Source organism: Bradyrhizobium sp. MI1.11 (assembly GCF_055811255.1).
In genome coordinates this window covers 1-20,865 of record NZ_JBVVPM010000012.1, presented here as the reverse complement: position 1 = coordinate 20,865, position 20,865 = coordinate 1, and the positions used below count along the sequence as shown (strand labels likewise).

Genomic DNA, 20,865 nt, shown 5'->3' with positions numbered 1-20,865 from the left:
GCCTGCGAATTTCTAGCGCACTTTACAAAACGATACGTATCGTTTATGTCCTAACGGAGGAGATGCAGGAATGCAAATCACCGTCCATTGGTTCGTCGAGCCCGCCGTCGCGCTCCTGGCGCGCACTGCCCCCTCACCGGCGGTGGCGCAACTTTCGATCAACGGCATCGTCACGACATCCTCCGACGCTCAATTCGAAGCTCTCGTGAGCGGGACGGCAGATGCCGCCATCACGGCCATGGACAATGTGATGGACTGGAACTTGCGCGCTGGCGGCGGGGATTTCCGCATCATCGCACAGATAGAGCGGACAACTCCCCTTTCCATCGTCGCCCGTGCGGGCGTTGCCGGAATCGAAGGCCTCAGAGGCAAAACGCTTCTGGTCGATGCGCCCGCAAACGGCTTTGTGGTGGCCGCAAGAGCCTTGCTGGACGAGCACGGATTAGCCGAGGATTCGTACGAGCTCAAATCCGCTGGCGGCGTGCGTGAACGCTGCGCGGCATTGCTGGCCGGAGACGGAGACGCCACCCTGCTTGGTCCGCCGTTCGACCAGATGGCCATAGCGCGGGGTGCGCAGGTGCTGTCGCGCGTGAACGACCACTATCCCGCCTTTCCGGGTCAGGGCCTCGTCGTGCGAAGCAGCTCGTACGATCGCTCTCGCCTCGTGGTTTGGCTCGCCGCGATGGACCACGCGCGTGCCTTGGCGCTGACGAACAAGGATGTTGCGGTCTGGCATTACATCAAGGCGGGCCTAGCCGCTCCGCTTGCCGAGACCATGATCTCCCTTATCCCGAACTCGTTCGTCCCTGAGCGGGAGGGAGTTGCACTCCTGATCGCCCAACGCACACGCGCAGGGCTGCGCGGGGGCAATGTCGGATATTCCGACCTTGTTGATTCCGATCTGCTCGAAAGCGGCATTCATCTGCGGGAACACCCCCGATGAAGCGACAGGAATACGCACTCGCAACTTTCAGCCATGGTGCCGAGACGCCGCGGGCAGGATTAGCTGTCGGCGAACGTGTTGCCGCGCTTGAAGACATCGTCAAAATCTGCCCCGCAGTTGGCAACGAACGCCTTACCGCAAAGAGCGTTCTCGACCTTCTCCAGGACTGGGATTCCGCCTTGGAAGCTCTCGACCATTTGCGCGCAGCAGTGACGGAAGCGATGATCCAGGATCACTTCCATGCATTCGCGGACATTACAATCTGTCCGCCGGTTGATCTGCCACGCCAGATCTTCTGCACCGGTGCCAACTACCGCAAGCACGTCATTGATCTGACGCTGGATATGGGCGTTGGCCCCGAGGGGCTCGATGCTGCCGGTCTCAGGCGCTGGGCGGAGGACATGATGGACGAGAGAGCCGCGACGGGGGAGCCTTACGTTTTCACCAAGCCGGTCTCCACGGTCGCCGGCGCGTATGATCCGCTTGCCCTGCCGCCGCTGAATGAGAAGCCCGATTGGGAGCTTGAGGTCGGCGTCGTCATCGGCCAGGGCGGCAGAAACATCTCTCGCGAAAACGCGATGTCACATGTTGCCGGCTATGCCATCGTCAATGACGTGACGTCGCGAAGCCTGATCGCCCGCACCGACTACAAGCAGCTCGGCACCGACTGGCTGCGCGCGAAAGGGCAGCCGGGATTTCTGCCGTTTGGCCCGGTGCTGGTCCCTGCTCAATTCATCACCCGCCCGTACGAGTTGCGCCTGACACTGAGTGTCAACGGCAAGATCATGCAGGATGAGGCTACAGCGGACATGATCTTCGATATCAGCCGGCAGATCGAATACATCTCGCGCTATGCGCGTTTGATGCCGGGCGACCTCATCTGCACCGGCTCTCCGGCTGGAAACGGCACCCACTACAACCGCTTTCTGCAGCCGGGCGACGTGATGGTTGGAGAGATTGCAGGTCTAGGCCGGCAGACCATCCCCTGCGTCGCGCGGCCGTAGCATTCATCGTCGCGCTCGATCAAGGCCATGAGGCGCCATGAGCCAATGCGACGGCTGCAGAAAGACACCAAGCGCCTGGTTTGCCTACCGAGCTATGAACATGACGGAAACTGAGACTTGGAACAGGCAGCGAACCGCAGCGAGATCTATTGACCTGCAACAGCTTCGGCTTGCGGTTGCAGCTTGTGACTACGGAAGCTTTCGACGAGCTGCGGAAGCGCTTTCGATCAAGCACACCGCCTTCAGCCGCGCTATCGGACAGCTTGAGCACTTGGTGGGAACTTCACTGTTTGAGCGCTCAAGCGGGGGAATAAAGCCTACGCTGACTGGCCGAGCGGTTCTGCGAATAGCGCGGTTGATCCTGGAACAAGTCGACATGCTCGTTGACACAGGGAAGTCCGGCGGTCGCGGCGATACTGGGCACCTTGTCATCGGCTTCTTCACATCGATGTCCACCGGCAATTTGCGCGCGACCATAGGTGAGCTCAAGAAGCTGCTACCACGGCTCGAATTGACAACAATGGAACGCTCTCGTTTCCGTCTGATGACCGCCCTGCGCAACGGAACCGTCGACGTTGTCGTTAGCCCTGGACGCCTGCCTTCAAAAGACAGCAGATCAATACTGCTCTGGAGCGAACGCATCCTGATCTCGCTGCCTCAGGATCACTCCTTGGCGGCACGCGAGATCATCTATTGGACCGATTTGCGTAACGAAAAGATCCTTCTAAGTGGGCATGATCCTGGACGAGAGCTCGAGGATCTCTTGATTTCGAAACTCGTACTACCTGATGATCGTCCCAAGGTAGAGCGCCACGACGTAAGCCGTGGCATCATCAAGAGTCTGACGAGTATGGGCATGGGGCTCAGTCTGGTGATGGAATCGGACATTGGTGCAAGTTTCGCTGGCCTTGTGTACCGGGAGTTGCAGGACGGAGCGGGACCAAGCCGAGTGGACTTCTATGCGCACTGGCGGGACGACAATGAGAATGCGGCCTTGAAGCGCTTTCTCAAACTATTGGCAGAGCGCTATCCCTCACCTGCGCCGGCTCTCGGCGGGTGATCGGCTCGTCTCGCCTTTGCAAATCCGCGGTCCGTGGCCATAAAGCGCGCCAGCATGGGCGCGATTAGCCTCGCCGGATCGATGGGCTGCCCACTTTCGCGTGCCAAAGCCTCTGCATAGGCGAGGAGATCTCGATGGACATTCGCAGGCAGTTCCGCACTAATCTTGACCGGCTTGTCGTCTGGGAGTGCGGCAATCTTCAACTTCGACACAACGTTCACCTCGCATAAGGCTGCAGGACCAGGTCGCGATTTACGATCACACGGACGGGAAATCCCGGACGGATCGTCAGCGCCGGCTGAATGTTGAGGCTGCGCCGAACCACCTGCTGTCCAGTTTGGTTTAGAGAGTCGGAGGCGCCATGCCGCAGCGCCTGGATGATGGCGCTGTCGTTGCTGTTTGTGTCGGACCCCGCACCTATTTCTGTCCCGACGGCCAAGAACGTCGATAACGCTGCCGCCTTGAATAGCTCACCCCAATGATTGTCGACCTGGTCCTCCAGCCCTGCGTAGCCTGCGCTGTCAGCGCCGGGCTGCCGCTCGAGAACAATGGAACGTCCGTTCGGCATGATGAGCCGGGTCCAAACGAGGAGGACGCGGGACTGGCCGAAAGTCACCTGGCTGTCGTAGATGCCGATCAGACGCGCTCCCTGAGGCACAAGGAGAAAGCGGCCGGTCGGCGTGTCAAAAACATTCTCGGTGACCTGCGCGCTAATTTGGCCAGGCAGGTCGGATCGGATGCCGGTGATCAGCGCTCCTGGAATGACGGTCCCAGCCTGCACAATGTATGGTGAAGCGGGCCCGCTGACGCGGTCAGGGCTCACGGTGCGACGGTCCACAGAAGCGTTTACAAACGCAAGTTTTCGGTCCTGTGCGTTTAGCGCAGATCCCTCCTCGCTGGTGCTCGTTGCGTTCGGCGGCACGAAGCGCTCGCCTCCAGCTTTCATAGCGGCGGGCGGACGCACTTCTCTCCCATTGGTCGAAGCGAACAGATGGCTAATGCGGGCCGCCTCGCTCTCCCGATCCCGGCGTTGCTGTTCCGGATCTCCGCCGGTCGTCGGCGACTGCCCTTGAGCGGCCAGGATCGGTCGACCGAGGTCGCCTGGGAGCGGCGGCCCAAGCTGCGGCACGGTTTGCCGTGAAATGCCAGTGTAGTCCTTCGGCAGCGCCTCAATACCGTCAGCTAGATTGTGATGATCGGTGCTATAGAGTTCGTCGGGCGCCTGGTTGCGGGAGCTTTTGCTCTGGAGCGACCACAACACGGCTCCGCCGACGACAAGCAAGGCGACAGCGCTGCCGCCGGCGAGAACTTTGCGGGAGAGTCGCGTGACGCGCGGAGGTTCGGCTCGCAGGCGGAAGTTCCTGGATTGCTCCTCCGGTGTTTGCGGTGGAATGGTCCCGTCAGGACTGTTTTCGTTCTGCGTGTTCATGACGACGGCCTCCCGTCAGTCCGGACAATTCTGACTTTCTGCTGGTGTTCACCGCCCAGCCGCAGTTCTGCGGCTGCAAACAGCCGGTCCACGATCAGGACATTGCCGTAGGCGCGATAATTGACGAGCTCGGTCTTGCCATCAGGACGGATGACAAACAGCGGCGGCATCTCGCCCTGGACGATCCCTTGCGGAAACTCGATATAGACCTTTCGGCCGTCGTCATACGCCGCGAGCGGCCGCCAAGGGGGGCTGTCGCCCTCGATCGCGTAACGAGAGACACGCTGCGCTGGATCTGGAATGACGGGTCTGAGGGCGACTGAGCGCGACCGTTCGCGGACGGTTTCCGGATAGTACCAGGCAACAGACGGCATGTACGGCCGCTCGCGGGAGCGGAGCTCGATCAGGTAGGTGCGCCGGTCGGTATTGACGACAAGATTGGTCTCGATCGAGGCCCGGGTCGGCTTCACCAGAATGTGGACGCGACGCGTATCCCCGCTTCCGCTTTCCGTATCTCCCACGACCCAGCGCACGGTATCTCCGGCCGCGATCGGTCCGGATCCCGTCAACTGCTCTCCCTCTTCCAGCGCGATGTCCGTGATCTGTCCGGGAGCGGCGTAGACCTGATAAAGCGCCCCCGGGCTGAAGGCGTAGATCTGCGCCGCGTTGAAGTATCCCCTTTTGCGCGGCTCGACTCGCGCGGCGCTGTTTGCGGTCTCAACCCGGCTCACGGGTTCAGCCTCTTCCTTGGCCCCCGACTTGCCGCCGAGAACGGGTTTCCAGAGCGGCGGAACGTGAAGCGGCTGAGGTCGCTCATCGAGTGCCGCTGGAACAGCTGGCAACGGCGGGACCTCCGCGTCATAGCTGATTTCCGGCGGAATGTAGGTGGCGCATCCAGCGAGGGCAGATGTGCCAAGCAGCAGAACTGGTAAAAGGGCTCGTCTCAAAGCCGCGCGCTTGCACCTGTTCGAGCTGAGCCTGCGGTGTTGGATCGGATCTTTTGAACACATGTCACGCGTCGTCTTGATCACTGACCCAACTCCTTCGACCAGTTGATGGCGCGGACGTAGACGCCAAGGGGATTCTTGCGCAGGCGCTCGGCATCGCGCGGCGTCTCGATTGCCACCGTGAGAATCGCGGTCCAGCGCTCGGTCGCACTCAGCGAGCCGTTCTCGTAGATGCGTTGGGTCCAGGCGACCCGGAAGCTCTCGGAAGACGCACGGATGACGCTCGACACATCGACCGAGATCTGAGCCTTACCCAGCCTGGCAAAGGGGTCATTGTTGCGCGCAAAATCGTTGAGCGCGGCCGCGCCACGGTCCGTCGTAAAGTCATAGGCTCGCAGCCAGTTCTGGCGCAGAACAATGCCGTCGGCCGGCAAGCCTCTGACGTCCTCGATGAAGCGCGCCAGGTGATAGGCGATCTGAGCGTCAGTGGGCTGATAGTCGATGTTGGCTGGCGCAACACGTTGAGCCTGGCCCAGGCGATCGACCTCGACGACCCATGGCGTGATCGATCTCTGTGCTGATTGCCAAACAAGTCCAGCGGCGAGGCCGCCCGAGAGCATGAGGCAACCGAAGGCCATCAAGCGCCAATTCTTGGCCTGCACGCGCGCAGATCCAATGCGCTCGTCCCAGACTTGCGCTGCTTTTTGGTAGGGCGTGACCGGCTCGGGCATGCGCCCGTAGTGAACGGAAGGTCGTCTGAACATGGATAGTTGCCCCTGAGATCGAGTGATTGGTTTCGAGCGTCGCGGTGTCCGGTTTGACGCCGCTGCTGGCGCCCGTCGAACCGGCAGGTGGATGGCTGTCAGCGCTCTCCTTCCGACAGATCGACAGAAGAGCCGCTGCCGCCATGATCGCCAGACCGAACAGCATGACCAACCGCCGAGGCGCCGTGCCGAACGGTCTGGGCGCGCTTCATGCGCCGCGCCCACTCGGGTTGCCCCTCGGTGGACGTACTCGCGGCCGGCTCACTCGCCTGCCCGCCGCCGCCGAACGCGGCCGCGGCTCGGCGTAACGGGCTCATCACAGCCGAGCCACTCGCCTCCGTGACGCCCGCAAGGCCACCACTTCGATAAGCTGCGGACGTGCCACCCACGATGGCAGCCCCGCCACGCCCGGCACCGGCGAGCGCACCACCAGCGAGACCAGCGCCACCGGCGGCAAGGCCGGCACCCACCGCAACAACGCCGCCGGCAGCAAGGCCCGTCCCAATTGCGGCGCCGGCGCCGAGCTGCGGTCCGCCCGATACCAGGCCGTTCGCGATTCCCGGACCGAAGATGCCGAGACCCAGCAAGGAGAGCGCCGCGAGCACCAGGGTCATGGCATCTTCGATTGTAGGCTGCGCGCCGCCAAAACCGGCCGTGAACTGCGCGAACAGGGTTGAGCCAATGCCAACGATGACGGCCAGGACCAAGACCTTGATCCCGGACGATATGACGTTGCCGAGCACGCGCTCTGCCGCGAAGGCCGTCTTGCCAAACAAGCCAAAGGGAATGAGCACGAAGCCGGCCAGCGTCGTCAGCTTGAACTCGATCAGGGTCACGAAGAGCTGGATCGCCAGAATGAAGAAGGCCAGCAGCACCACGACCCACGCGAACAGGAGAACGACGATCTGGACGAAATTCTCGAAGAAGCTGATGTAGCCCATCAGGTTCGAGATCGAATCGAGCATCGGCCTTCCGGCATCGAGCCCGACTTGGGCGATCTTTCCCGGCCGCAGGAAGTCTGAGGCTGAAATACTTGATCCAGACACCTTCAGTCCGAGACCGGCAAAGCTCTCGAAGACGATCCTTGCGAGGTTGTTCCAATTGCCGATCAGATACGCAAAAATGCCGACGAATAGCGTTTTTTTGACGAGACGCGCGATGGTGTTCTCGTCTGTGCCCCAACTCCAGAATAACGCGGCAAGCGTGATGTCGATGGCGGCCAGCGTTGTCGCGAGATACCCCACCTCGCCACCCAAGAGCCCGAAGCCGTTGTCGATGTAGAGGGTGAATGTCTCAAGGAACTGGTCGATGATGCCGGTGCCGGTCATGGCTTAGCTCCCTCGGGCACCCCGGCCGACGGATATCCTTGCGGCATCCGGCTCTGATCTTTGGGCGCGGCTGTCACGCCGGTTTCCACCGCGGCAGCACCGTCCCGCCTGCCAAAGAAGCGACGGCGGTTTTCAGCCCAGACCTTGTGGCAATGCTGATACTCCGCTGCATCTCCGGAGGATACGGTGCGGCAGCGTGCAAGCTCGGAACGGTCGGCGTCTTTGGTCTGCTCTGCATTTGGCGGCGCAGACGTATTTTCCCCGCGACGAAGCTGGATCGCGCAGCCAGCGACGACCACCACCCCGACTGACACGAGCAGCGATAGCGCTTTGAACGGGCCTGTATCAGTCATCAGTGAAACATCCGCACGTCCTGGGATTGATAGCCCTGCCCCGGCGTCAGAAAACGCCGGAGCTGTTCGCGCCCCTGGTCTTGGGCTGCCGCGCGCTGCGCCGCCTCAAGGCTCTGCGCCCTGCCCTGTGCCGCGACACTGGCGGTGAGATCGGCGAGCTGCTGCGCCTGAAGCGCGAGGATCTGATTGCCAGCCTGGGCCGCCTGCAGCGCACCGCTCGCACCCTGGCTCGACGTCACGAGCGCCGATGTCTGGATGCGATTGGTATCGAGGTTGCCCACAACGCCGGCCTGGACCCGCAACGCGTCCTGGAGCGCCGCGACAGAATTCTGCCATCGCGATTGAGCGTTGCTGATCAGCAACTGGCTGGACTGGCCGCGGCTCGCCGGCGCATAGCTCGTCGAGAACGCGCGGTCGATCTGCTGGACGTCGTAGGCAATCCTCTGGGCCTGAGCCAGCAATTGCTGGGTCCGCTGGATCGATGATTGCAGTTGCTGCAACGATGAATACGGCAGGCTTGCCAGATTCCTGGCCTGGTTGATCAGCATTTGCGCCTCGTTCTGCAACGAGGTGATCTGATTGCTGATCTGCTGTAGTTCGCGCGCGGCGGTCAACACGTTCTGGACGTAATTGTTGGGATCGAAGACGACCCACTGCGCCCGTGCGGGTACCGTGACGCCGAGCACCAGCGCGACCGTGGCAGTGGTCACCAATAGGCCAAGACGCCTCATAGCGATTTCTCCAGATTGACGAGAGTGGGGATCAGGTCTGTGGCCCAGGCGACGCCGCGGTGCTGGAGCCAGGCAGGCACGAAGCCCTCAGGTCCGTGTTCGGCAAGGAGCTGTGCGATGGCAGCCTGGTCTGTCTTGGATGAGGCCGCGGTGAACGCGAGCGCAACTTCGCCAAGGCCAAGTTCAAACATCCGGTTGCCGCGGCGGGACTGGCAATAATAGTCACGCTTGGGCGTCGCCCGGCTCAAAAGATCGATCTGACGGTCATTGAGTCCGAAGCGGCGGTAGATGGCCGTAATCTGAGGTTCGATGGCACGTTCGTTCGGCAGCAACAGGCGTGTTGGGCAGCTTTCGATGATTGCGGGTGCGATCGCCGAACCATCGATGTCCGAAAGTGACTGGGTCGCGAAGATGACGGACGCATTCTTCTTGCGAAGCGTCTTCAGCCATTCCCGGAGCTGGCCGGCGAAATCATCGTCGTCGAGGGCGAGCCAGCCTTCATCGACAATGAGAAGCGTTGGACGCCCGTCGAGACGATCTCCAATGCGATGGAACAGATAAGCCAGCACTGCTGGCGCCGCGCTCGTTCCGATCAATCCTTCGGTCTCGAACGCCTGGACGGAGGACTCGCCCAGACGCTCGAATTCGGCATCGAGCAGGCGTCCGGACGAACCGCCAAGGCAATAGGGTTGCAGGGCGCGTTTCAGAGAGTTCGATTGCAGCAGGACTGACAGGCCCGTCAGGGTGCGCTCCTCCCTCGGCGCCGAAGCGAGTGACGTCAGCGCCGACCACAGGTGATCCTTGACCTCCGGCGTGATCTCGACCTTTTCCCGTGCCAGGATCGCACCGATCCATTCCGTCGCCCACCCTCGCTCGCCGGGATCGTCGATCCAGGCCAGCGGTTGCAGGGCGACGGGTCGGTCGCCTCCGTCGGACAAGGCACCACCGAGATCATGCCAATCGCCGCCCATGGCGAGCGCGGCCGCCCGTATCGACCCGCCAAAGTCGAACGCAAACACTTGGGAGTTCGGATAACGGCGGAACTGCATTGCCATCAGCGCCAGCAGGACCGACTTGCCCGCACCTGTCGGCCCAACCACCAGGGTGTGGCCGACGTCACCGACGTGAAGCGAAAACCTGAAGGGGGTTGATCCCTCGGTCTTGCCGAACAGGAGCGGCGGACCGCCAAAATGCAGATCCCTCGCTTCGCCCGCCCACACGGCCGACATCGGAATCATATGGGCGAGGTTGAGGGTCGACACCGGCGGCTGCCGCACATTGGCATAGACATGCCCGGGCAAACTGCCGAGCCAGGCTTCGACGGCGTTCACCGTCTCGATCATGCAGGTGAAATCGCAGCCCTGAATGACCTTCTCGGCCAGGCGGAGCTTTTCATCCGCGGCACCGGGATCGACGTCCCACACCGTGACGGTCGCGGTCACAAAGGCCTGTCCGATCTGGTCCGAACCAAGTTCCTGTAGTGCCGCGTCGGCGTCGAGCGCCTTGTTGTGAGCGTCATTATCGAGCAGCGTCGATGACTCGTTGGTCATGACCTCCTTGAGGATGGCGCCAACCGACTTCCGCTTGGCGAACCACTGCCGGCGGATCTTGGTCAGGAGCTTGGTGGCATCCGTCTTGTCGAGCATGATCGCGCGCGTCGACCAGCGGTAAGAGAACGGCAGGCGATTGAGGTCATCCAGAATTCCGGGCGTCGTCGCCCCGGGAAAGCCGACGATCGTGAGAACACGTAGATTGGCTGAGCCCAACGTCGGCTCGAGCCCGCCGGTTAGCGGCTGGTCCGCGAGCAGCGCATCGATGTACATGGGGATTTCGGGCACGCGAACGCGATGACGCTTGGTCGAAATCGTCGAGTGCAGGTATGTCAGCGTGGCCTGATCATCGAGCCATGCGCATTCGGGCATGAATCCTTCCAGAAGCCCGAGTACGCGGCTGGTTTGATCGATAAAGCCGCGAAGTACCTCGCGAGCATCGGCTCCAACGGTCCGATCGCGCCCTTCATAGAGCAGTCGCTCTGCCTTGGCTGCGCCCTCCTCCGGTGGAAGATAAAGGAAGGTCAGGAAATAGCTGGACTCATAGTGCGCGCCGGCCTCCTCAAACTGAGCCCTGCGCTCGGCGTCCACCAATGCAGATGCGACGTCCGGAAAGGTGCTCGGAGGATAGCTACCGGCAAAATGGCGCTGCGCCTCAACGAACACGGCCCAGCCAGACCCCAGGCGGCGAAGGGCGTTGTTCAGACGACCTGCGACACCGACGAGCTCAGCCGGCACCGCACTATCGAGGTCGGGTCCGCGGAACTTGGCTGTCCGCTGGAACGAGCCATCCTTGTTCAGGATGATGCCCTCGTCGACGAGGGCTGCCCAGGGCAGAAAATCGGCGAGACGCACGCTTGAATTGCGATATTCGGCAAGGTTCATCATCACGAGCGCTCAGATGTTGAGATGACCGGGAATGCGCAGATGTCGGCGCACTACATCGACGAAGGCGGGATCGCGCCTGGCGGCCCAGACGGCGGCCATGTGACCGATGAACCAGAGGACCAGACCTGCGATCCAGAGCCGCAAGCCCAGTCCAAGGGCTGCCGCCAACGTGCCGTTGACGATGGCGACCGCCCGCGGCGCACCGCCCATCAGGATCGGCTCGGTAAGCGCACGGTGAACGGGCACGACGAAGCCTGCGACCGCCTCGTCCATCAGATCACCACGCCGCCGCCGAAGGAGAAGAACGAGAGGAAGAAGCTCGAGGCTGCAAACGCGATCGACAGACCGAACACGATCTGGATCAGCCTGCGGAAACCGCCTGACGAATCCCCGAACGCGAGCGTGAGTCCGGTCACAACGATGATGATGACGGCGATAATCTTCGCGACCGGCCCCTCGACCGACTGCAGGATCTGATTGAGCGGCTGCTCCCATGGCATGTTCGAGCCGGCCGCCCATGCGGGCGCTGTCGTCAGCACAACCGGGCTGGCAATCGCCAGCAAAGCAGCTTCTCGGAGAATACGGAATCGTGGACGCATGTCAGTCTCCTGCTGGTGAAAGGCTGTAGTCGCCGGCGGCACCAAGCCCCGTCACGAGAGCGAGTTCTGCGAGGCGACGATCGGCGCCGCGCCCCGCAAGCACGGCGACGAGGTTGATGGTCTCGGCGATCAGGGCACGGGGAACCGTGATGACCGCTTCCTGGATGAGCTGCTCGAGACGCCGCACAGCGCCAAGCGCATTGCCCGCATGAATGGTACCAATGCCGCCGGGGTGACCGGTGCCCCACGCCTTGAGAAGGTCGAGAGCTTCGGCCCCGCGGACCTCGCCGATCGGGATGCGGTCAGGACGCAGTCGGAGTGAGGACCGAACGAGGTCAGACAAGCTGGCTACCCCGTCCTTCGTCCGCAGCGCTACGAGATTGGGCGCCTTGCATTGAAGCTCGCGCGTATCTTCAATAAGGACGACACGATCGGAGGTCTTTGCTACTTCGGCCAGAAGCGCGTTGGTCAAGGTGGTCTTGCCGGTCGAGGTACCACCGGCCACCAAGATATTCTTGCGAGTGGCGACCGCACTCCTCAGAGTCTCGGCTTGCCCGGACGTCATGGTCCCGGCGGCAACGTAATCGTCGAGCGTGAACACGGCGACCGCGGGCTTACGGATAGCGAATGCAGGGGCCGCAACGACCGGAGGCAACAGGCCCTCGAAGCGCTCGCCGGTTCCGGGAAGTTCGGCCGACACGCGTGGTGAGTTGGCGTGCACCTCCGCGCCTACATGATGCGCCACCAGACGAACGATGCGCTCGCCGTCCGCGGCAGACAAGGTTTCGCCAGTGTCAATCAACCCACTCGACAGTCGGTCAATCCAAAGCCGCCCATCGGGATTGAGCATGACCTCGACGATAGCTTCGTCTTCCAGGTAGCCTGCGATTGCCGCACCAAGTGCGCTGCGGAGCATTCGCGCACCGCGCGAATTCGCTTCCGATTGAATGGAATGGATTGCCACTGCCGTCCCCACCGAATGAGAACGTCGGGAGCGTCCTCAGATGGGTGATTAGAAAAAGCACCAATGGATTTGGCGCAACAAGCGCTTACGGTAAGCGTAGGTTGGCGTAGAAAAAGAAAGACCAAAACTCATACTTCGCACGCGAGCGAAGCAACCGGAGCGCTGCTGAGCTTGATGGTATTTGTCGGCTAGCTTACTGCCGACGTGGTTCACCACTCCGCATCGGCATCCGCCGGCATGACCACGAGCAATTGTTCGTACGAAACGAACGTTTCGACCTCTTCGGACACGCGAGCAGGCAAGAAGAGCGGAATTGAGCCCATCCACCGCCCGAACGATCCGAGCCATGGTAAAGCGAACCAGATGAAGGCGGTTATCTGCACCGCCACATTGACACCGAACGCGACCTGATAGGCCAGGACAGTTCGCTGGCCATCTACCGTCGGCCATTGCTCCAGAATCAGGCCTGTCCCGAATTGGGCCAAAAATGCCCAGCCAAAGTGCAAGACGTTCAAGGCACCATTGGCACGACCGGCAAGCTCCGGCGGGAAGTAATCCGCTATCACTGCGAAACTGACGACGGTTGCCGTTCCGACAATTGCGATAAGAGACCAGGGCAAGATGGACGGCAACGGCGCTCGCAGCATCAACGCTAACTCGGCTGCAATAAACAGTGCGGAAATGATCGCCAATATCGGCTCCGTCCCGATTCCTCTTCGCTTGATGTAATGGACTGTCATGCCGAACAACCAGGCACCGCCGCAAAGGACGACGGACATTGTGAACAGCTGTCCGACAAGTCTCGTTCGATCAAATCCCTCGACGTCGGTCAGCCAGGGCGCCGCCCACAATCCTTGCAGAGACCAGGCCGATCCCACGCAAGTGGCTGACAACGGGGCAATTCGCCAGAAACGCCGATCGCCCAAAACGGAGCTCAATGTGCCGGGGATTGATCCTGCTAGCGGGATGATGGCTCGTTCAGGAACCACGATGTAGATAAGCACGGCTGTGGCACCAGTCGCGACCGCCAGGATTTCAAAGAGCTGCCGCCAGCTGATCCAGCCAAGGAGGTGTTCGGCGGGGGTCGTGGCGCTCAACGCTCCGAGCGAGCCCAGCATGATCATGTAGCCGTTCAGCAAGGCCACTCGTTCGCTCGGAAACCAGAGAACGATGGACTTCAATCCGGCCGTCAATGCCGCCGCCACCCCAAGGCCGATCATTGCTCGCGAGATCAGGAGCAATGGCAACCCCGTGGACATCGCGAACAGGCCGGCACCTGCGGCGGCGACCAAAAGAAGGCTACAATGAACCCGGCGAGGGCCAAAGCGGTCCAGTAAAATACCGACCGGGATCTGCGCCGCCGCGAACACCAGGAAGTAGACGGACGTGAGGAGTCCGAGATCGGCAGTGCCGAGCCCGATCTCCGCGACGAGATGACTGGAGATCAGAGCGTTGATGGTTCGGAAGAGATACGAAAGATAGTATCCGGCAGCAAATGGGAGAAAAACGCGCGCGACGAGACGCCATGCCTCCGAATTTTGCATGCTGGCCCTTTTTGCTCCTCAGCTCATGCGAGCCGATACCGCGTCCAGCTTTTCGTCGGGTTGGCTAAATTGGTGCCATCGTAGGCTGGCGTGGAAAAAGAAAGATCGGCAAAATCCGTGAGGTGCGTGGTTCAATCAGGTTTGGCTGTCGGTCTCCTGACGAACGAAATCCTCTGGAATCTCCCGCAGAAAGCTCTGCCCCTTCTGCAGCCGGCGTCCGAGCGCCTCGACGAATCCTTCAAAGCGCTCCCTTCCCTTGATCTGCGCGGCAGCCTGCGCCTCGTTAGGCAACGGTGGCGTGATCGTCAACCAGAAACGAATAAAAAGGGCCAGGGTCTCCGCCGTCAAACCAACGTCACGCTCCAGCCTCTGCATCTGACGCGACAGCCGATCCAGGCGACGGGTAAACGCCGCCTCTCGCCTGTCCTCTCCGTCCGGCGATAAAAATGAGGCAACAGCCGCTTCCACGATTGCAGACCGAGATAGCTTCCTGCGATCGGCAAGGTCCGAGATCTGCTTCAGAAGCTCTGGCGGGAAATACACGTTCATCCGGTCGCGCATGATGCCTCACAATTCCATACCGTCATTCGGGTCCATGGCGACTTGACGAGCGACACCGCGCATCTGCTGACGCATAAGCCGAGATTGGCGGACCGCATTCTCGTCATCGTCAAGAACGGCAGCAAATTCCTCTGCCGGCGTCGGTTCGGTCGTCTCCTTGGCGATCGCAACGTGATCGGGGAGTTCGGGCTCGCGACGGAGGCCGCTGTTCGCCGTGTCTTCCTCGGCCTCCGCGGCTTTGCCGGTTGGAGCCTCCGTCTGCTTTCGCATTCCGAGGGCTGACCATCCGTCCGTTCGCGATGATCGGCCGGCCGTCGCCGGATCAGGCGGTGGCAGAACCCGCTCGGTGAACCGCCGATCCTCGTAGTAGCGGACCTTCTTCGCCCGGATCGGCGCCGTCCCTGCCACCATGACGATCTCGTCCATTGGCGGAAGCTGCATGACCTCGCCTGGGGTCAGCAGCGGCCTCGCCGTCTCCTGACGGGAGACCATCAGGTGCCCCAACCATGGGTTCAATCTGTGACCGGCATAGTTCTTCATGGCCCGCATCTCGGTCGCGGTACCCAGCGCGTCGGACACCCGCTTGGCGGTCCGCTCGTCATTGGTCGCAAAGCTCACTCGGACGTGGCAGTTGTCGAGGATGGCATTGTTAGGCCCATAGGCCTTCTCGATCTGATTGAGCGACTGCGCAATCAGGAAACTCTTGATGCCGTACCCCGCCATGAATGCGAGCGCGGACTCGAAGAAATCAAGCCGCCCAAGTGCCGGGAACTCGTCGAGCATCATCAGGACGCGATGGCGGCGGTCGCGGGCGTGCAGGTCCTCGGTCAGGCGTCGGCCGATCTGATTCAGCACCAGTCGGATCAATGGCTTGGTCCGTGAAATATCCGAGGGTGGCACCACCAGGTACAGCGTCGTAGGACGGCCATCTGCGATCAAATCGGCGATCCGCCAGTCGCAGCGGCAGGTCACCTGGGCCACGACGGGATCGCGGTAGAGCCCGAGAAACGACATCGCGGTGGACAGGACGCCAGAACGTTCGTTCTCGGATTTGTTAAGAAGTTCGCGCGCGGTCGAGGCGACCACAGGATGAGCACCCGGCTCGCCGAGATGGGGCGTGGTCATCATCGCCTTCAGCGTCGCCTCGATTGGTCGTTTCGGGTCCGACAGGAAGGCGGCGACGCCGGCCAAAGTCTTGTCCGCCTCGGCATAGAGGACGTGGAGGATGGCGCCGACCAGGAGCGAATGACTGGTTTTCTCCCAATGGTTCCGCTTGTCGAGCGAACCTTCGGGATCGACCAGGACGTCGGCCACGTTCTGGACGTCGCGAATCTCCCACTCGCCGCGCCGCACCTCGAGCAGCGGGTTGTAGGCTGAGGACCTTGAATTGGTCGGGTCGAACAGCAGGACGCGGCCATGCCGCGAACGGAAGCCAGCGGTCAGTTGCCAGTTCTCGCCCTTGATGTCGTGAACGATGGCCGAACCCGGCCATGCAAGAAGAGAGGGAACGACGAGACCAACGCCTTTGCCGGACCGGGTGGGCGCAAAACACAACACATGCTCCGGTCCATCGTGACGGAGATAGTCGCGGTCAAGCTTGCCGAGCACCACGCCATCCGGACCGAGGAGTCCGGCCGCTCGAACCTCTTCCGCATCGGCCCAGCGCGCCGAGCCATAGGTCTCGACGTTCTTTGCTTCACGCGCACGCCACACCGACATGCTGATCGCCACCGCGATCGAAACAAAGGTCCCAGACGCCGCGATGAAGGCCCCCTCGACGAAGACCTGCGGGGCATACGCATCATAGACGAACCACCACCAGAAGAAGATTGGCGGGTAGTAAACCTTGAAACCCGCCAGTTCGAACCAGGGCCGCCCGAGTTCGGTCTGCCAGCCGAGCCGCCAGGCCGTCCACTCGGTTGCTCCCCAGATGGCGAGCAAAACGATCAGGCCGACAACGATCACCTGACCCCAGAGAATCTTGGTTCCGGACATCGACCAACCTTCCGTACTGGTGAGATAGCTACAGTCCGAGGTCGCGCTTGCGACCAAAGCCCCATTCGATACCGCCGCCGTCCTTCACCACGCCGGTGACGTGTTGGCCGAGCCTCTTCTCGAGCTCGCGCGACCAAGGCACGAGCTGGAAGCCAAGCCCGTTATCGATCATGGCGAAGCGTCCCGATGTAAGCGTCAGGCGCTGGCGGTACGTACCTGCCACATGCTCCCCGGAGGCCGCCTTCACATGAGGCAAGCCGGTGTCGGCCGAGACTTTTGCGGCGACCTCGCCGAGTTCACGTCGGCGCAAGGTGTCCAGAAGGTCGCGCTGCAAGATGATGCATTGGCCCTGCCGCCGAGCCAGACCTTCCTGAACCAGATGCTCGGTACGGGCTTCCATGGCGTCGCGGGTCTCGCGGCCGAATCCGCCCATGGCGAGCGGCATGGGACCGCGCTCGACCAGCCTGTGGTCGAGCCAGGTCGCTCCTTTCGCGGTGATCTGGCTTCCAAGGTCGAAATCGGAACGGGTCGCGAGGACCAAGGTGGGCTGCGCATCGCCGGCTTGACCGAAGCGTCGGACTTCGACGATTCCGCCGATCGGCGGCGCATGTTCGAGAGCTTCGATGCCGCGGAAACGGACATGGTGCGCGCGTCCGTCTGTTCCGTCGATCAGGGCGTAAGCCTCACCCGTCAGCTCATCGTGCAATCCCCGATCGACCAGCCGTCCGACGATCTGGGACGCCGGTTCTCCACCCTCGATGACGAAGTCGGCAATGGCGCGCGCTTCTCCCCGCTCGGTAAAGGCGCGGTGCATGGTCTTGATGATGTCGCCGCGCATGCCGAGGTCGCGCAAGCTGCGCTCGGCCTCGAGCCCGACCATCCATTCCCCCGGTGCGGCGGATGCGGCAAGGCCCATCTTCTTCAGGTGCTGAAGACGACCGACCATCAGGCGCCGGATCTCGGGGTCGGACTTGCCGGGACTTTCTGGGCGAAGATCGATACACCCGGTCTCATCGGCCGCCAACCGGATCTCCCGATCGAGCCGCGTCCATCGTTCAGCCGAAACCTCCCTCTCCAGTGATTTGCGGATCTCGTGCTCGGGTTTTGGGCCCAGTTCGATGGCGACCAGTTCCTCGGCGCGCGAGCGCAGGCCCTGGCTGATATAGTCGCGGGAGATCACGAGATCCGCCCCTTGCTCATCTACTCCCCGCACGAGAAGATGGACGTGAGGATTGTCGGTATTCCAGTGATCGACAGCTACCCAATCGAGCCGCGTGGCGAGATCGGCCTCCATCTGCCTCGCGAGATCGCGGGTGAAGGCCTTCAGGTCGGTCATGTCGCCGGCATCCTCTGGCGAGACGATGAACCTGAAATGATGCCGATCGTCCTTGCACCGTTCTGCAAAGGCTGCGCTATCGGCCCGGTCGTTGCCGGCATCGAACATCTCGGCTCTCTCGCCGCTTCGAGTCACGCCGTCGCGCTTCAGATATGAAAGATGGGCGGTCAGGGGGGCTGAACGGAAGGCTCGCCCTTTGTGCCGAACCACGCGCGCCTTCACCACAACGCGCCGTGTCGGGCTGAACAATCTGGCGCGGCTGAAACCGAGTCTGCCGCGGCCAAAGGTGGAGCGCCCGTAGACAGCAGAGCGCCTGCCAACCGCAGACAGACTCGAGGTGTGCCCGGCTTTTTTCGCGGCGCGCAGCACCTGGTTGATGAAGCTCTTGGGCTTCGGCGCGCGGGTGTTGCGGATGCGCCCGGGCTGAATACGCAGATCCCTATCGCCTGCGGTCACAGTCGGGCCCGCAAACGTGCGAAGGCGCCTATAGTGCCGAAAGCATCCTTGATTTCATTGTTAAAAATCCAAGGCGCGGCACGCGCCCCGACCGACCGGCACGCCGGAACCCAAGCCATGTCAATGGCTTGCGGTTCGACCGGCGAGCCCCTTTTATCTCGCCGTCCTGCCGTCGTGGTCTTCCGGTCGCCGGTTCCCGAAAGAGCCGCCGCGACTTGGCAGCCCACTCGCGAAGCCCCCACTGCTTCCGAGCGCTTGCGATAGCGATCGTTACCCGAAGGGCCGAGACACCCGAAGGGTGGCTCGGTGAGGAGCGGAGCGACGAGTAGAGCGCGGGCCGAAGGCATCGCCCATACGCCATCAGCTTGCGAACCCGCACACTTGGTCATTGCGATACTCCCGAATCCGATCGAGGGACGAACACGCCAACAGGCCGCGGGACCATGGGTGAAACATCGGACGCCGAGATTGCGGCCGTGACACCGCTCGACGGCATGAGAGCCAGCAACCGATCGCGCGTTTTCATTGGATCGGATCGCGTGACGAATAGCGTCGCAGCTGCCGATGACTGTCCATTGGACGTCCACTTCGGCGGCAGTTCGATGGCAAGCAGATTTGCAAGCTTTGCGACATATGCTCGCGTCTCGTCTGGCAGAGAGCCGCCTGCGAGATGGTCTTCGTAGCGAGCTGGTCCCGCATTGTACGCGGCGAACACGCCAGGCGAGCCATACCGATCGAGCAGTTCGCGCAAGTAAGCCGTGCCAGCCAGAATGTTGTCGTGCGGGTCGTAGGGGTCGTTCCCGAGATTGTAGCGCTCGCGAAGTTCCGCCCAAGTCGCCGGCATGATCTGCATCAGGCCCATAGCGCCTTTTGGCGATCTGGCGTGCACGTCACCAGCACTCTCGATGCTTTGGACTGATCGGATCCAGTTTGGCGCAATCGCAAAGCGTTGTGAGGCTTCATTGATAAAGCCGGCAAAGGAGTGAGCGGTCTGACTGATCGCCGACTGGACGGCTGATCCGCTCTGGGCCAGAGCAGCACTGCCAGACGTGGTCAGAAGAACCATCAGAGGCACGACAGCACAAACGCGCGTGACCAACCGACCCAAGCATGCGGTCGGGCTCCCGCGAGCCTTGCAGACGTCGATCGAAACGGAGGAATGATCCCGCAATCGATCGAACAAGGGAATGGCGAGGAGAACACGTCGAATACGCAAGATCACTCCTCCCAAGTCCAAACCGGCAGCGCACGGCCGATCACGCTGGATGCCGGAAGAAATCCAAAATACCGGCCATCAAGAGAGTCGTCCGACTGCCAGTTCATCAGAAACAGCTCGCCGTCGCCGACGACGCGGCAGCCCTGCCATTTCGGCAGCGGCCTGCCTCGTCTGTCGTGATCCTTCGCCTCGCCCACCGCGACGTCGTCGACCGAAATCGTGAGGCCGGTTCTGCAAACACTCTGCCCCGGAAGGGCGAGCACGCGCTTCAGCATGGGGACGCCAATGGGCAGATAGCCGTTAAGGTCGAGGAAGGTCGCGAGCGGCTCCGGCGGCTGCACGGCGACCAATTCAGTGACTTGGAATTGGTCCGCCGGTCGGAGGCGGTAGAGACCGATCGGCACGCTCGCGGATGCGTTCCAGATGTAAAGCGGAAGCGGCTCCAGGACGATCGTCGCGACGAGCGCGGCAGCGAGCCCAATCGTCGCGGCCAGCATCATGAGGCGGCCCGTCATCGCATGACCCTCTGCCGGTGAAGCCAGGCCTGATGGCGCGCCTTCGTATACGGGCGCGGGTTTTCATTGACGGACAGACGGTTATGAACGTGATGCCAATGATCAGGCGCGACATCAGCGGGATCGATGCCGAGCGCCTCAACGGCATCGATCATCTGCAGCACGCGCTCGACCTTCGGCCAACCTGACAGGCGCAGCAGAATCTCACCGCCAGGTGTCACATACGGTACGGTCGAACAGCGCTGTCCCGGTGCGACCGCGCGCAAGATGTCGATCCGAGAAATGATCGTGCCAAAGTCGTTGGAGGTCCAACGGACGAAAGCAAAGATGCTGCCCGGTGCAAATGACAGGACACGCCGGTGACGATCGAGCTTTCTTTCCTCTACGACGCGACCGAACCGAATGCGGTTTTCGATCCGCTTCTCGAGCCACAACACTTCCACTTCCGTGAGATCAGTCATGCGGCGGCTCCCCAACGCTGGAGCTGGCAGCCGTGAGCTTGGGGCTCGGTGGAGAGTGTGTACGGCCTGCAAAGGCAGGCTGGCCTGTCGGACGGCCGTTGCCGAGCGCCACCGACGCGGCTTTCGGCCTGGTCCGTTAGAAGAAATCCGAAGGATTTCTGGTTAGCCGGGGTACTGACCTGTGCCCCCTCGCCGGCCGTGCTGCTGCGAAAATGCTGCAC

General features: G+C 61.9%; 21 protein-coding genes. 3 read left to right on the top strand and 18 right to left on the bottom strand.

Going from position 1 to position 20,865, the window contains the following annotated elements; genetic code table 11:
• Nucleotides 1-70 precede the first annotated feature (70 nt).
• The 3 genes from AC0L30_RS14520 (at nt 71) to AC0L30_RS14510 (ending at nt 3,007) form a co-directional block, all read left to right on the top strand.
• Entirely contained in the window at nt 71-943 is an 873-nt protein-coding gene (locus AC0L30_RS14520; protein ID WP_473404536.1) for an ABC transporter substrate-binding protein, read from the top strand.
• Nucleotides 940-1,947, top strand: a complete 1,008-nt coding sequence (locus tag AC0L30_RS14515) for a fumarylacetoacetate hydrolase family protein (protein WP_473404535.1) — start codon at nt 940-942, stop codon at nt 1,945-1,947. The genes AC0L30_RS14520 and AC0L30_RS14515 overlap by 4 nt, the downstream gene beginning before the upstream one ends.
• 100 nt (nt 1,948-2,047) lie before the next feature.
• Complete coding sequence (locus AC0L30_RS14510) at nt 2,048-3,007, top strand: LysR family transcriptional regulator (protein ID WP_473404534.1); 960 nt, start codon at nt 2,048-2,050, stop codon at nt 3,005-3,007.
• Here AC0L30_RS14510 and AC0L30_RS14505 read toward each other — a convergent pair.
• The 18 genes from AC0L30_RS14505 to AC0L30_RS14420 form a co-directional block, all read right to left on the bottom strand.
• Entirely contained in the window at nt 2,974-3,219 is a 246-nt protein-coding gene (locus tag AC0L30_RS14505) for a DUF2274 domain-containing protein (RefSeq protein WP_473404533.1), read from the bottom strand. The two genes, AC0L30_RS14510 and AC0L30_RS14505, sit on opposite strands and share 34 nt — an antisense overlap.
• Nucleotides 3,220-3,224: 5 nt before the next feature.
• Nucleotides 3,225-4,436, bottom strand: a complete 1,212-nt coding sequence (locus AC0L30_RS14500) for a TraB/TrbI/VirB10 family type IV secretion system protein (protein ID WP_473404532.1) — start codon at nt 4,434-4,436, stop codon at nt 3,225-3,227.
• The gene (gene trbG, locus AC0L30_RS14495) at nt 4,433-5,467 is read right to left on the bottom strand and encodes a P-type conjugative transfer protein TrbG (protein ID WP_473404531.1); all 1,035 of its coding nucleotides are present in this window, start codon (nt 5,465-5,467) and stop codon (nt 4,433-4,435) included. The genes AC0L30_RS14500 and trbG overlap by 4 nt, the downstream gene beginning before the upstream one ends.
• Complete coding sequence (gene trbF, locus AC0L30_RS14490; protein WP_473404530.1) at nt 5,464-6,147, bottom strand: conjugal transfer protein TrbF; 684 nt, start codon at nt 6,145-6,147, stop codon at nt 5,464-5,466. Before trbF ends, trbG begins: the two co-directional genes overlap by 4 nt.
• Before the next feature lie 98 nt (nt 6,148-6,245).
• On the bottom strand, nt 6,246-7,475 hold the full coding sequence (trbL, locus tag AC0L30_RS14485; RefSeq protein ID WP_473404529.1) for a P-type conjugative transfer protein TrbL: 1,230 nt from the start codon (nt 7,473-7,475) through the stop codon (nt 6,246-6,248).
• Complete coding sequence (gene trbK-alt / locus AC0L30_RS14480) at nt 7,472-7,828, bottom strand: putative entry exclusion protein TrbK-alt (RefSeq protein ID WP_473404528.1); 357 nt, start codon at nt 7,826-7,828, stop codon at nt 7,472-7,474. The genes trbL and trbK-alt overlap by 4 nt, the downstream gene beginning before the upstream one ends.
• On the bottom strand, nt 7,828-8,559 hold the full coding sequence (gene trbJ, locus AC0L30_RS14475; protein ID WP_473404527.1) for a P-type conjugative transfer protein TrbJ: 732 nt from the start codon (nt 8,557-8,559) through the stop codon (nt 7,828-7,830). Before trbJ ends, trbK-alt begins: the two co-directional genes overlap by 1 nt.
• The gene (gene trbE / locus AC0L30_RS14470; protein WP_473404526.1) at nt 8,556-10,997 is read right to left on the bottom strand and encodes a conjugal transfer protein TrbE; all 2,442 of its coding nucleotides are present in this window, start codon (nt 10,995-10,997) and stop codon (nt 8,556-8,558) included. The genes trbJ and trbE overlap by 4 nt, the downstream gene beginning before the upstream one ends.
• A 9-nt stretch (nt 10,998-11,006) precedes the next feature.
• On the bottom strand, nt 11,007-11,270 hold the full coding sequence (locus tag AC0L30_RS14465) for a VirB3 family type IV secretion system protein (RefSeq protein WP_247500554.1): 264 nt from the start codon (nt 11,268-11,270) through the stop codon (nt 11,007-11,009).
• The gene (locus AC0L30_RS14460) at nt 11,270-11,596 is read right to left on the bottom strand and encodes a TrbC/VirB2 family type IV secretion system protein (protein ID WP_279681334.1); all 327 of its coding nucleotides are present in this window, start codon (nt 11,594-11,596) and stop codon (nt 11,270-11,272) included. The genes AC0L30_RS14465 and AC0L30_RS14460 overlap by 1 nt, the downstream gene beginning before the upstream one ends.
• Nucleotide 11,597: 1 nt before the next feature.
• Entirely contained in the window at nt 11,598-12,512 is a 915-nt protein-coding gene (gene trbB, locus AC0L30_RS14455) for a P-type conjugative transfer ATPase TrbB (RefSeq protein ID WP_473404525.1), read from the bottom strand.
• Between the two features lie 257 nt (nt 12,513-12,769).
• The gene (locus AC0L30_RS14450) at nt 12,770-14,104 is read right to left on the bottom strand and encodes an MFS transporter (RefSeq protein ID WP_473404524.1); all 1,335 of its coding nucleotides are present in this window, start codon (nt 14,102-14,104) and stop codon (nt 12,770-12,772) included.
• Between the two features lie 135 nt (nt 14,105-14,239).
• A complete protein-coding gene (locus AC0L30_RS14445; protein ID WP_473404523.1) occupies nt 14,240-14,665 on the bottom strand; it encodes a ribbon-helix-helix domain-containing protein in 426 nt (141 codons plus the stop codon).
• 6 nt (nt 14,666-14,671) lie between these two features.
• Entirely contained in the window at nt 14,672-16,660 is a 1,989-nt protein-coding gene (locus tag AC0L30_RS14440; RefSeq protein ID WP_473404522.1) for a conjugal transfer protein TraG, read from the bottom strand.
• A 28-nt stretch (nt 16,661-16,688) separates the two neighbouring features.
• A complete protein-coding gene (locus AC0L30_RS14435) occupies nt 16,689-18,452 on the bottom strand; it encodes a relaxase/mobilization nuclease domain-containing protein (RefSeq protein WP_473404521.1) in 1,764 nt (587 codons plus the stop codon).
• Nucleotides 18,453-18,837: 385 nt separating this feature from the next.
• The gene (locus tag AC0L30_RS14430) at nt 18,838-19,668 is read right to left on the bottom strand and encodes a lytic transglycosylase domain-containing protein (protein WP_473404634.1); all 831 of its coding nucleotides are present in this window, start codon (nt 19,666-19,668) and stop codon (nt 18,838-18,840) included.
• A 2-nt stretch (nt 19,669-19,670) separates the two neighbouring features.
• Complete coding sequence (locus AC0L30_RS14425) at nt 19,671-20,183, bottom strand: S26 family signal peptidase (RefSeq protein ID WP_473404520.1); 513 nt, start codon at nt 20,181-20,183, stop codon at nt 19,671-19,673.
• Nucleotides 20,180-20,644 (bottom strand): DUF2840 domain-containing protein, encoded by a 465-nt coding sequence (locus AC0L30_RS14420; RefSeq protein ID WP_007594532.1) that lies wholly within the window; start codon nt 20,642-20,644, stop codon nt 20,180-20,182. The genes AC0L30_RS14425 and AC0L30_RS14420 overlap by 4 nt, the downstream gene beginning before the upstream one ends.
• Nucleotides 20,645-20,865 lie beyond the last annotated feature (221 nt).

Bases quoted from the DNA above. Each gene is read 5' to 3' on its own strand.
- trbK-alt (WP_473404528.1), bottom strand. From the start codon at position 7,828: ATGACTGATACAGGCCCGTTCAAAGCGCTATCGCTGCTCGTGTCAGTC.
- AC0L30_RS14520 (WP_473404536.1), top strand. From the start codon at position 71: ATGCAAATCACCGTCCATTGGTTCGTCGAGCCCGCCGTCGCGCTCCTG.
- AC0L30_RS14515 (WP_473404535.1), top strand. From the start codon at position 940: ATGAAGCGACAGGAATACGCACTCGCAACTTTCAGCCATGGTGCCGAG.
- AC0L30_RS14420 (WP_007594532.1), bottom strand. From the start codon at position 20,644: ATGACTGATCTCACGGAAGTGGAAGTGTTGTGGCTCGAGAAGCGGATC.
- trbF (WP_473404530.1), bottom strand. From the start codon at position 6,147: ATGTTCAGACGACCTTCCGTTCACTACGGGCGCATGCCCGAGCCGGTC.
- trbL (WP_473404529.1), bottom strand. From the start codon at position 7,475: ATGACCGGCACCGGCATCATCGACCAGTTCCTTGAGACATTCACCCTC.
- AC0L30_RS14510 (WP_473404534.1), top strand. From the start codon at position 2,048: ATGACGGAAACTGAGACTTGGAACAGGCAGCGAACCGCAGCGAGATCT.
- AC0L30_RS14450 (WP_473404524.1), bottom strand. From the start codon at position 14,104: ATGCAAAATTCGGAGGCATGGCGTCTCGTCGCGCGCGTTTTTCTCCCA.
- AC0L30_RS14500 (WP_473404532.1), bottom strand. From the start codon at position 4,436: ATGAACACGCAGAACGAAAACAGTCCTGACGGGACCATTCCACCGCAA.
- AC0L30_RS14445 (WP_473404523.1), bottom strand. From the start codon at position 14,665: ATGCGCGACCGGATGAACGTGTATTTCCCGCCAGAGCTTCTGAAGCAG.
- AC0L30_RS14460 (WP_279681334.1), bottom strand. From the start codon at position 11,596: ATGCGTCCACGATTCCGTATTCTCCGAGAAGCTGCTTTGCTGGCGATT.
- trbE (WP_473404526.1), bottom strand. From the start codon at position 10,997: ATGATGAACCTTGCCGAATATCGCAATTCAAGCGTGCGTCTCGCCGAT.
- trbJ (WP_473404527.1), bottom strand. From the start codon at position 8,559: ATGAGGCGTCTTGGCCTATTGGTGACCACTGCCACGGTCGCGCTGGTG.
- AC0L30_RS14465 (WP_247500554.1), bottom strand. From the start codon at position 11,270: ATGGACGAGGCGGTCGCAGGCTTCGTCGTGCCCGTTCACCGTGCGCTT.
- AC0L30_RS14440 (WP_473404522.1), bottom strand. From the start codon at position 16,660: ATGTCCGGAACCAAGATTCTCTGGGGTCAGGTGATCGTTGTCGGCCTG.
- trbB (WP_473404525.1), bottom strand. From the start codon at position 12,512: ATGCTCCGCAGCGCACTTGGTGCGGCAATCGCAGGCTACCTGGAAGAC.
- AC0L30_RS14425 (WP_473404520.1), bottom strand. From the start codon at position 20,183: ATGACGGGCCGCCTCATGATGCTGGCCGCGACGATTGGGCTCGCTGCC.